We start from the raw sequence: 8,517 nt of genomic DNA, 5'->3' as shown, positions 1-8,517 counted from the left end.
GTTGAACGTACTCCAAGCCGTATAAGCCCTTTTGCTATGCAGAGTACCACTTGCTTACAGCGTTTCAAAAAGCCAAACCAGCGCCAATAACTCTTCTAGTCAAGCCTATAACATTTATCAACCGTTCGTGGCTGTTGCAGAACTCGATGCGACACCCCAAGCAAAGGCTCTACGAGCTAAAACAAGCTAAAAAGGACGTTCAAACGTCCACTTTTAGCTATGCTAAGCAGTTAGTTTGCGCTGTTTGCTTGATGGGTGATAAGTTCTACAACAGCCACCGCACCTTGCTTGGCCTAGCTATGGCCTAGTGTTTTCCATCTTAGTTAGCCCGCTTCAAAAGCCTCAACTATCCTTATCAACCAGTTGCTTACTGGCCTCATCGTAGCGGTCACCGGTATTGGGGTATTTAGCAAGTAGTTCTTCGATCTGGTGTAGGTGTTGCCCAGACAACTTCACTGCTACACTGCCGGCATTATCGGTCAGATTTTTTCGTTTTTTAGTACCGGGAATCGGAATGATGTTATCTCCCTGCGCCAGTACCCAGGCCAACGCCAGCTGGGCGGGAGTGCACCCTAGCTGGGCGGCTAATTCAGCAAAGCCGGCCGCTAATTGCTGGTTATTCTCCTGGTATTGCGGCTGGTAGCGAGGCAGTTTTTTCCGGAAATCATTCTCACCTAATTCCTCAATATTCAAGGTATTGGTCATCAAGCCCCGAGCAAGCGGGCTAAAGGGAACAAAGGCAATACCAAGTTCTTGACAGGCAGGAAGTACATGTTGCTCGACCTCTCTGGTTAACAACGAATACTCGCTCTGAACGGCACTAATGGGATGCACCGCATGTGCCTTTTTAATCGAACTTACCGAGGCCTCGGATAAACCCAGATAGCGGATCTTGCCTTCTTTGACCAACTCCGCCATCGCGCCGACCATCTCTTCTACCGGCACGTTCGGATCGATGCGGTGCGCGTAGTACAGGTCGATCGTGTCAATACGAAGCCGTTTTAAGCTGGCCTCTACTGCGCTCTTGACATAGGCTGGCGAGCCGTTAAAGCTCATCTTGCCCGTAGCATCCGTCGTAAAACCGAACTTGGTCGCAATAAAAATTTTCGCCCGGTTGGGAGTCAATACTTTGGAAATGAGTTCTTCATTTCTGCCATTTCCATACACATCAGCCGTATCCCAAAAGGTAATGCCTAAATCTAAGGCCGTATGCAGGGTCGCAATAGATTCGGTGTCGTCGGGTACGCCATAGGCATGACTCATACTCATACAGCCGAGACCGATGGCCGAAAGTTGTTCGTTGTTGCCAAATTTTCTGTATTCCATTTTAGCGCTATCTGTTGAAAAAATAGGGTCTAGTTGCTTCGGGTGGTCAGGCGACCACCAAAGAGCTACTGTACGCATTTTGTTGGCTTCTGGTAGTGTGCCTTTGTTGAAGAGGGAAGGTAGTCTAGCTACGCCCCCAGAACTGGGACCTAGATCCGTGTCAGCAAGGCGCAGTGGCTATTGCAGAATTCGCGGAGCGGCTCAGCAAGTGTGTTTACCAGAATTCTGGTATCGATGGGTGTTGTGCCTCCTTTCCACCTCCAGAAACTCGGCAGTATAGCTCGCTTCCGGCAAAGATGGCTTTGCCTGTCCTTTGTCGTCACTTGCCCCTGTTAGAGGTCGATCAACGCTTCCAGACATGGGGCGCCCACTTGGTAGCCTGCTCTCATTTGCACTCGCTTCATCTGCCTGCAAGCAGAGCCTAGCATTTATGACCGTACCGACTTTACCTTGCCGAGCGAGATGGGCCAGTTACACACCTTGAGAAGCGTAGCGCTGCTGAACTTGCCCATTACCTTTCCTGACTGGATCCAGCACTTAACGCACTTACGCTACTTAGCGGTCAGAGGCACCGACCTAACCTACCTTCCGACTTGGATTGCCCAGCTGGGGCAGTTGCACACGCTCCGCATTGAGAACTGCGCGTTACAATCGCTGCCGGCTACCTTGCGCCACATGACGCACTTGCGTCACCTGGGACGCAGCTCACCGATCTGCGCGCCGAGTGGTTCCCGCGCCAATTGTGGCGCCTAGATTTCAGTGGCACGGGCTGCTATCAGCCGCAAGCGGTCGTGCAGCTGCAGCGCCGTTTAATCGGGACGAAAGTGTTCCCTCCCTTCACTATGCTTTCCAAGGTAGAGGAGTAGACGCAATATGATTTTTACTCACCAAAGACCTTGAATCAAACTGTGGATGCTTCTACTTGACACGAACGTGACTTCTCGGATACTGGTACTACGTTCTTCCTCAACGCTTTCCTAAAAGCAGACTCTAGTAGAAAGAGCTCCTTAGGGCAGCTGCATTTCGAGTACTCGTTTTTCTACGTTCAGCGCCACGTGTGTGCTGTCCAGCTGTTCCGGCACACAGTCGAGTAGATCTTGCTTCTGAAGATACTGGTGATAGGAATGAGGCCCCAAGTGAATAACCAGCTGATAGAGGTGCTGCGTGGGGCTTTGCCCTTTCGAGCGGCGTTCCAACCAAGCCCGTAAGATGAGCTGATGCGTCTGGGCGACCGAAGCCAGCGCATAATCGGCTTCCCATTCCGGCCCGAGTATCCCATCACACCAGTAGCCTCTCAACTCCGTCGTAGTCGGCTGCAACAAGGCCGCCGAAAGCCCCCATTCTAGCTGTTCCAAAAAGGCTTGTGTGACCATAAGGCAGGTAGTGTATTAAGCTAGTCATAAACTAGAGTAAGTATCGAGTTAATTCTTGGTGTTTACTAAAAATAGCGTTAGTTCACAGATAGTTACCTTCAATCGATGTGTACTTCTTACGCTTTACTTTATCAGAAGTGGGTAACCACTTGATCGGTGAACCGCTTCTTACCCTGCATCTTCCCTCTACGCAAATGGCTCGCTCAGGACTACTTCTGCAACAGCCACGGTCTACCGTGAGATGTCCAAGACTGCATTATTGACCTTGGTTAAACGTTTGATCCAATTGTTACATGGACACGCTGGCAGGGTTTACGCACTGTTAGAGGTGGTTTACGTAAAGTGCGCTGTTAGCACTCGTAGCCCCTTAATGTAGTTGCAGCACCCCTATGGAGATTGTCCAATTTCAACAGCACCTTAGCCGACAACTGCCTGAGTTGACCGCCGACGAGCTAGCCGAGCTAACGGCTGCCTTCACATTGCGCAACATCAAGAAACGACAGTTTATCGTGCAGCCAGGATTCGTAGCGGACCACCGTATCTACGTCGTGCAGGGAGCTTTCCGGGCCTATGTCATCGACCCGGCGGGGATAGACCATACTATCCAGTTCGCCATCGAGGATTGGTGGATAACCGACGTGAACAGTTTTATCTATCGCACGCCGGCCCAGATGTTTGTCGTGGCCCTAGAAGACAGCACTGTGTTTCAGCTGGATTACGCCACTGAGCAACGCCTAAAGCAAACCAACCACCGCTTTGAAACCCTCTTTCGCCTGCACGCCGAGCGGGCCGCGGCTTACCACCAGCGCCGGCTTATTTCGGCCCTGACCCGCACGGCCGAAGAACGCTACGAGGAATTTCTAGCGAAGTATCCGACTGTTTTTCAGCGGTTGCCGCAATACGTGATTGCCTCTTACCTGGGCATGAGCAAGGAATTTCTGTCCAAGATTCGCAATCACGGCGGGCCGAAAAAATTAAACTAGTTCACCCGCATTTGATGAACTAGTTCATCTTCGCACTGGAGGGGAACGGGGGACCTTTGTGGGGTGCCCAGTGCCCCTGTTTCCTGTCGCTCACCAAGTGGGAGGTACGGAGTTGGCGGGCCAGCCGTGCGACACGTTGCACACGGCGTCAACTAGTTAAGCAGATGAAAAACGAAAAAATCAGAATTGGCATTATCGGCCTGGGCGGCTGGGCCAAATACGGCCACATTCCCGCGCTACAAGCCTTAGCCGATGATTACGAAATCGTGGCTGTCTCAAGCCGCCGCCAGGAGCAGGCCGACGAATACGCCGCCCAATTTCACATCAAGCACGCCTTCAGCGACGCCCAAGCCCTGGTTTCCTGCCCTGAAGTGGACCTGGTGGCCGTCTTAGCGCCCGCCATGGAACATGCGCAACTGGCGAAGCTCGCCATTGCGGCCGGCAAAGACGTGTACAGCGAGTGGCCCCTGACCACGAGCACCGCCGAATCGGAAGAATTGCTGGCCTTGGCCGAAGCCCAAGGGGTGCGGCACCTCGTGGGACTGCAACGCCGCCTGGGGCCGAGCGCCCGCTACCTGCGCGACTTGGTCAAGCAAGGCTACGTGGGTCAGATTCGGTCCGCCCGAATGACGGTGAGCGTGGATGCGTTCGAGCCCCTCATGTCAGAAAAACACGCTTGGGCGTTCCCAGCTGCCAATTTTTCGCACGTCCTCTCCATCTACGGGGGGCACTTCATGGACGTGCTCTTTCAAGCCGTGGGCTACCCCAAAAAGCTGACCGCCGTGCTGGAAAATCAGTTTCCCTTCTTCACGGTGGTAGAAACGGGCGCACAGGTGCCGAACACGACGCCCAACGAGGTGATGGTAATTGGCTCCTTGGAAGTGGGCGGCTTATTCGCCGTGCAAATTGAAGGCGCGCAGCACCACCGCACCGGCTTACAAATCGACATCACGGGCACCGAAGGAGTGCTCCGCGTGTCGAATGTGCTAGCCTTTGGCAATAAGGAAGATAACACTGTCGAGGGCATGAAAGGCGACGAAACCACCTGGTCTTTGCTTCCGATACCGGCTGAGTATCAGTCGTTAGCAGCGGCGCACCTGGACGCCAGTACGCAGGATATGGCCTACCTCTACGCCGCTTACGCCCGCGACCGGAAAAATGGCACCTTTGAAGCGAGCACGTTTAAGGATGCGCTTAAGCAGCACCACTTAATCGACCAGATAGAACAAACGTCCGCAGTCTTTTTCAACTAGGGACAGCGAATAATTCTCGCGGCACGGTTTGGGTTGTGCGTAGCGGACACATAACGAGTAAAAGGCCTCCAGCTATTCGTTAGGGGTCTTTTACTCGTTATGATAAGTAGCTCAGAGCATTAATGGCCTTAGTTAGAAGGTTGGTACAAAGGTGGAACGAGCGGGCGTTTGGCTGTCATTCAAACGTGAACGACTGCGCGGGCCGTTCTCCGCGTGCCACCAGTGAGCCGGGCGGTTGCCCTGGGCTAGTAGATGCTCGATGACCGGGCGCAAGTGGCCGGTGCGCGGGTCGTGGCCGGGGCTCCCTGGGCGGCTAGCTGTATGCTAGGCATGCCTTACCTTGGACGGATGAAACGGCTACGCTACTTCGGCATCGTATTCTTCGTCTTGGCCACTGGTCGTGCCGAACCTAGGCCCCCCTCCCCGGCGGTGCAGAACTATGTGGCGGAGGTAGTCCGTATTCTGCAAGCCAATTTCAGTAATCGGAAGACTATCAACTGGGCAGTTTTCAAGCAGAATCTGCTAGCGGAAGCTAGTGGTGCGCAAACCATTGAGCAGGCCTATCCCGCGGTTGTAGTGGCCCTCGGTGCCCTGGGCGATAAGCATACCCAGTTTTATGGTGCCCGCCCGGTGAAAGGCCCAGAAAAAGCTGCTGCTCAGCAGCTCCCGCTCTACCCCGACGAGCTGGTTCCCGGGGACATCGGCTACATCCGCATTCCCTGGGTGGTCGGCCGTCAGCAAAAGCTGGACGCGTATATAACCCGCGTGCAGGCTCAAATCAAGGAGCGCGATAAGCCCGATGTAAAAGGCTGGATTGTAGATTTGCGCGGGAACATGGGGGGGAATATGTGGCCGATGCTGGTGGGGGCAGGGCCGATTTTGGGAGAAGATACGCTCGGCTATTGTGTTGATGCGAATAACACCAAAAGCGCGTGGCGCTACGAAAAAGGCAAGGCCTTGCTGGACGGCGAGATCCAGGCCGAAACCGCCACATATTATACGTTGAAGTCGGCCAACCCGGTCGTGGCCGTGCTGACCGATACGCTAACGGCCAGTTCAGGCGAGGCCGTGGCGGTTGCCTTCAAAGCCCGAAAGCACACGAGAAGCTTTGGAGCGGGCACGTGCGGGGTAGCGACCAGCAGGAGCCGCTTTGAGTTGTCCGATGGCTCCGTTCTCTTGCTCTCAACCGCCGTGTTCGCCGACCGCCGCCTGGTCCGGTATGGCCACTCCATAGCCCCCGACGAGCCGCTCAAGCCAGCAGCAGTAGTGCCGCGCGCCATTCGCTGGATCAGGGAAGAACACCAGGCGAAGCACTAAGTAGCATGGCCAGAGAAACGGTAGCGTCTTTCCGGGCTTGATGCTGGATAAAAGAGTGCTTAGCGTGTAAGTCCGCCCTTTTGGAAGAAGAACCCCACCTTTGGCTGAGCACGAGCGCCCGAAAGTGAATGCCACGTCGGTGGAATTCTTCTACGAACTGAATGGTGTGCACCGTATTACGGCCGAGCCGGGCCAGCCGGTTCACTACCACAATGTCGTCTTCCCGTACGGCTGCTAACAACTCGTCAAGGACCGGGCTATGGGTCCGCGTGCCGGAAGCCTTCTCTTGGAAAATGCGCGTGCAGCCCGCTTGGGTGAGGTCTTCCACCTGGGTGAGGTGCGGAAAATGCTGCTATGTACCCCAAGCGCGCTAGGGCCTGCCGCACCGTCAGCTGACAGGGGTGCGGCGCCTCTCCGGTCTCGTCCTCCTTTCGTTTGTCCAGCCACGCGGCCTTGGGGTTGGTTGCTCGAAGAGAAGCACCAGGCGCCCTATTGCTCGCCGTCCATGCCAGACCGCCGCTCTACGGGCAGGGGCAGCTTATTGCCGTTATCGCTACCTTATGCCAGGCCCTACGCCCGCCTTTTATGCGACCCAGTCCGCCCGCCCCGCCCTCGCTCTTGCTTCCACTCGCGGCCGCCCTACTAGCGGGGCTAGCGCTGTGGCCCGCCGTGGGCCTGCACCCGCTGTGGTGGTGGGCGTGGCTGGCGCCCGTACCGTTACTCTGCCTGGCTTACGGGGCTGGTACGCACCAGGCACGCGGGCTGACGATGCTGGCCGCCGGCATCGGCGTGAGTGTCAATGCTCCCTACTTCGCCCTGCTCATGCCGCTGCCCGCCGTGGGGCTGACCCTCGTGGCCCAAACGCTGGCGTGGGTCTTCGTGGTCGGGGCCAGCCGCCGGCTCGTGGTGCGCTACCAGGCCTGGTGGACGGTGCTGGCCTACCCCGTACTCTGGACCGGGCTCGATACGCTGGAAGCCGCCGTACTGCCCGATGGCAACTGGGGGAGCTTGGCGTATGCGCAAGTAGCGTTCTTGCCGGCGCTGCAGCTCACCTCCGTGCTGGGCGTGGCCGGGCTGCTCTTCGTGGTGGCGCTGGTCCCGGCGACGCTGGCGTTGGCCCTGACCTATGGCCGCCAGCTGCGCCAGGGCTGGCGGGCCTACCTCCTGACCGGGTTGGTCACCGGCGGGACGTTGGCGTACGGCACCAGCCGGTTGCAGAATGCCCCGGCCCCGAGTGGCCCCGCCACCACGTTTGGGCTCGTGGCGATCGATGAGGGCATCAGCGCGCGCACGCCGGCCGTTACCCGCGCCACCATCGAGCAGCAGTACGCGCGGCACGTGGCCGCGCTGGCCGCGCAAGGCGCTCAGGTGATCGTGCTGCCCGAGAAAATAGCGTCGCTGCCCCCGGCCCAGGCGTTGGCGTTGCAGCGACAGTTGAGCCACCTGGCGGCCCGCCAGCACGTGTGGCTCGCCAGTGGAGTGGTCGAGGAAACCGCGCCCGCGGGCCGCAATCTCCTCTGGCTATTCGCCCCCACGGGCGCGCGGGTCGCCACCTACCAAAAACACTATCTGGCCCCGCCAGAGCGGGGCTTGGCCGTCGGGCAAGCCTACCAGGTGCGGCAGGTGGCCGGCGCCACCACTGGCCTGGCCATCTGCAAGGATATGCATTTTGCCGCGCTGGGCCGGGCCTACGGGCAGCGGCAGGTAGCGGCTATGCTGGTGCCAGCCTGGGACTTTGGGGCCGACCGCTACCTGGCGGCGGGGATGACGGCTGTCCGCGGCGTAGAGAACGGCTACTTGGTTGTGCGTGCTTCCCGCGACGGCCTGCTGACCGTGAGCGATGCCTATGGCCGCTGCCTGGGCGAGCAGGTGAGTGCCCCATTACCCGGCCGCACGCTGCTGGTGCGGGCGCGCGTGGGCCCCCCGCTGGCTACGGCCTACACCCACCTCGGCAATGGACTGGGTTGGCTCTGCGTTGCAGGTGGGGTGGGCTTGCTATTGCTGGGGCGGCGAGCCCGGCGACCCGTGCCTTCCATCGGCAGCCAGCCAGCAGATTAGTCTTGCAAAACGCTGGCTCGGGTGAACAACAAAGGGCAGAATCCACGCATATACTACCATAAAGCAGATTCTCGGGGCTTTTGAGACAAGCCTACTTGTTCAGCAAAACGAGGGAAAAACTGCCAACTTATTCCCGGCAAGACAGTCTTCCGTTCCTCCTCTAGGGCGCCCCCCGCAAAGGAGTCCGAGCAGGGCCGCGAAAGCGAC

The 8,517-nt window shown here is 57.5% G+C and carries 8 protein-coding genes; 5 read left to right on the top strand and 3 right to left on the bottom strand.

What is annotated here, in order from left to right; genetic code table 11:
• Positions 1-342: 342 nt before the first annotated feature.
• Positions 343-1,404, bottom strand: a complete 1,062-nt coding sequence (locus tag BXP70_RS28290; protein ID WP_245849770.1) for an aldo/keto reductase — start codon at positions 1,402-1,404, stop codon at positions 343-345.
• Positions 1,405-1,788: 384 nt separating this feature from the next.
• On the opposite strand from BXP70_RS28290, the gene BXP70_RS28285 reads away from it, so the two are divergent.
• On the top strand, positions 1,789-2,079 hold the full coding sequence (locus BXP70_RS28285; RefSeq protein WP_086597482.1) for a leucine-rich repeat domain-containing protein: 291 nt from the start codon (positions 1,789-1,791) through the stop codon (positions 2,077-2,079).
• Between the two features lie 254 nt (positions 2,080-2,333).
• On the opposite strand, the gene BXP70_RS28280 is transcribed toward BXP70_RS28285, so the two are convergent.
• Positions 2,334-2,699, bottom strand: a complete 366-nt coding sequence (locus tag BXP70_RS28280) for a hypothetical protein (protein ID WP_086597481.1) — start codon at positions 2,697-2,699, stop codon at positions 2,334-2,336.
• A 389-nt stretch (positions 2,700-3,088) separates the two neighbouring features.
• Here BXP70_RS28280 and BXP70_RS28275 point away from each other — a divergent pair, with 389 nt between their 5' ends.
• The 3 genes from BXP70_RS28275 (at position 3,089) to BXP70_RS28265 (ending at position 6,252) form a co-directional block, all read left to right on the top strand.
• On the top strand, positions 3,089-3,682 hold the full coding sequence (locus BXP70_RS28275) for a Crp/Fnr family transcriptional regulator (protein ID WP_086597480.1): 594 nt from the start codon (positions 3,089-3,091) through the stop codon (positions 3,680-3,682).
• A gap of 164 nt (positions 3,683-3,846) precedes the next feature.
• Positions 3,847-4,935, top strand: a complete 1,089-nt coding sequence (locus BXP70_RS28270) for a Gfo/Idh/MocA family protein (RefSeq protein ID WP_086597479.1) — start codon at positions 3,847-3,849, stop codon at positions 4,933-4,935.
• 252 nt (positions 4,936-5,187) lie between these two features.
• Positions 5,188-6,252 carry a S41 family peptidase gene (locus BXP70_RS28265; RefSeq protein WP_086597478.1) on the top strand — a complete coding sequence of 355 codons (1,065 nt, stop codon included), beginning with the start codon at positions 5,188-5,190 and terminating at the stop codon, positions 6,250-6,252.
• Here the strand turns inward: BXP70_RS28265 and BXP70_RS28260 are convergent.
• On the bottom strand, positions 6,224-6,580 hold the full coding sequence (locus BXP70_RS28260) for a recombinase family protein (RefSeq protein WP_086597477.1): 357 nt from the start codon (positions 6,578-6,580) through the stop codon (positions 6,224-6,226). The genes BXP70_RS28265 and BXP70_RS28260 overlap by 29 nt on opposite strands.
• A gap of 257 nt (positions 6,581-6,837) precedes the next feature.
• On the opposite strand from BXP70_RS28260, the gene BXP70_RS28255 reads away from it, so the two are divergent.
• On the top strand, positions 6,838-8,310 hold the full coding sequence (locus tag BXP70_RS28255) for a nitrilase-related carbon-nitrogen hydrolase (protein WP_086597476.1): 1,473 nt from the start codon (positions 6,838-6,840) through the stop codon (positions 8,308-8,310).
• The last annotated feature ends 207 nt before the right edge of the window (positions 8,311-8,517 follow it).

Origin of the sequence: Hymenobacter crusticola (genome assembly GCF_002154225.1) — a bacterium.
Classification (GTDB): Bacteria; Bacteroidota; Bacteroidia; order Cytophagales; family Hymenobacteraceae; genus Hymenobacter; species Hymenobacter crusticola.
This window is presented reverse-complemented; position numbering and strand designations above follow the sequence as displayed.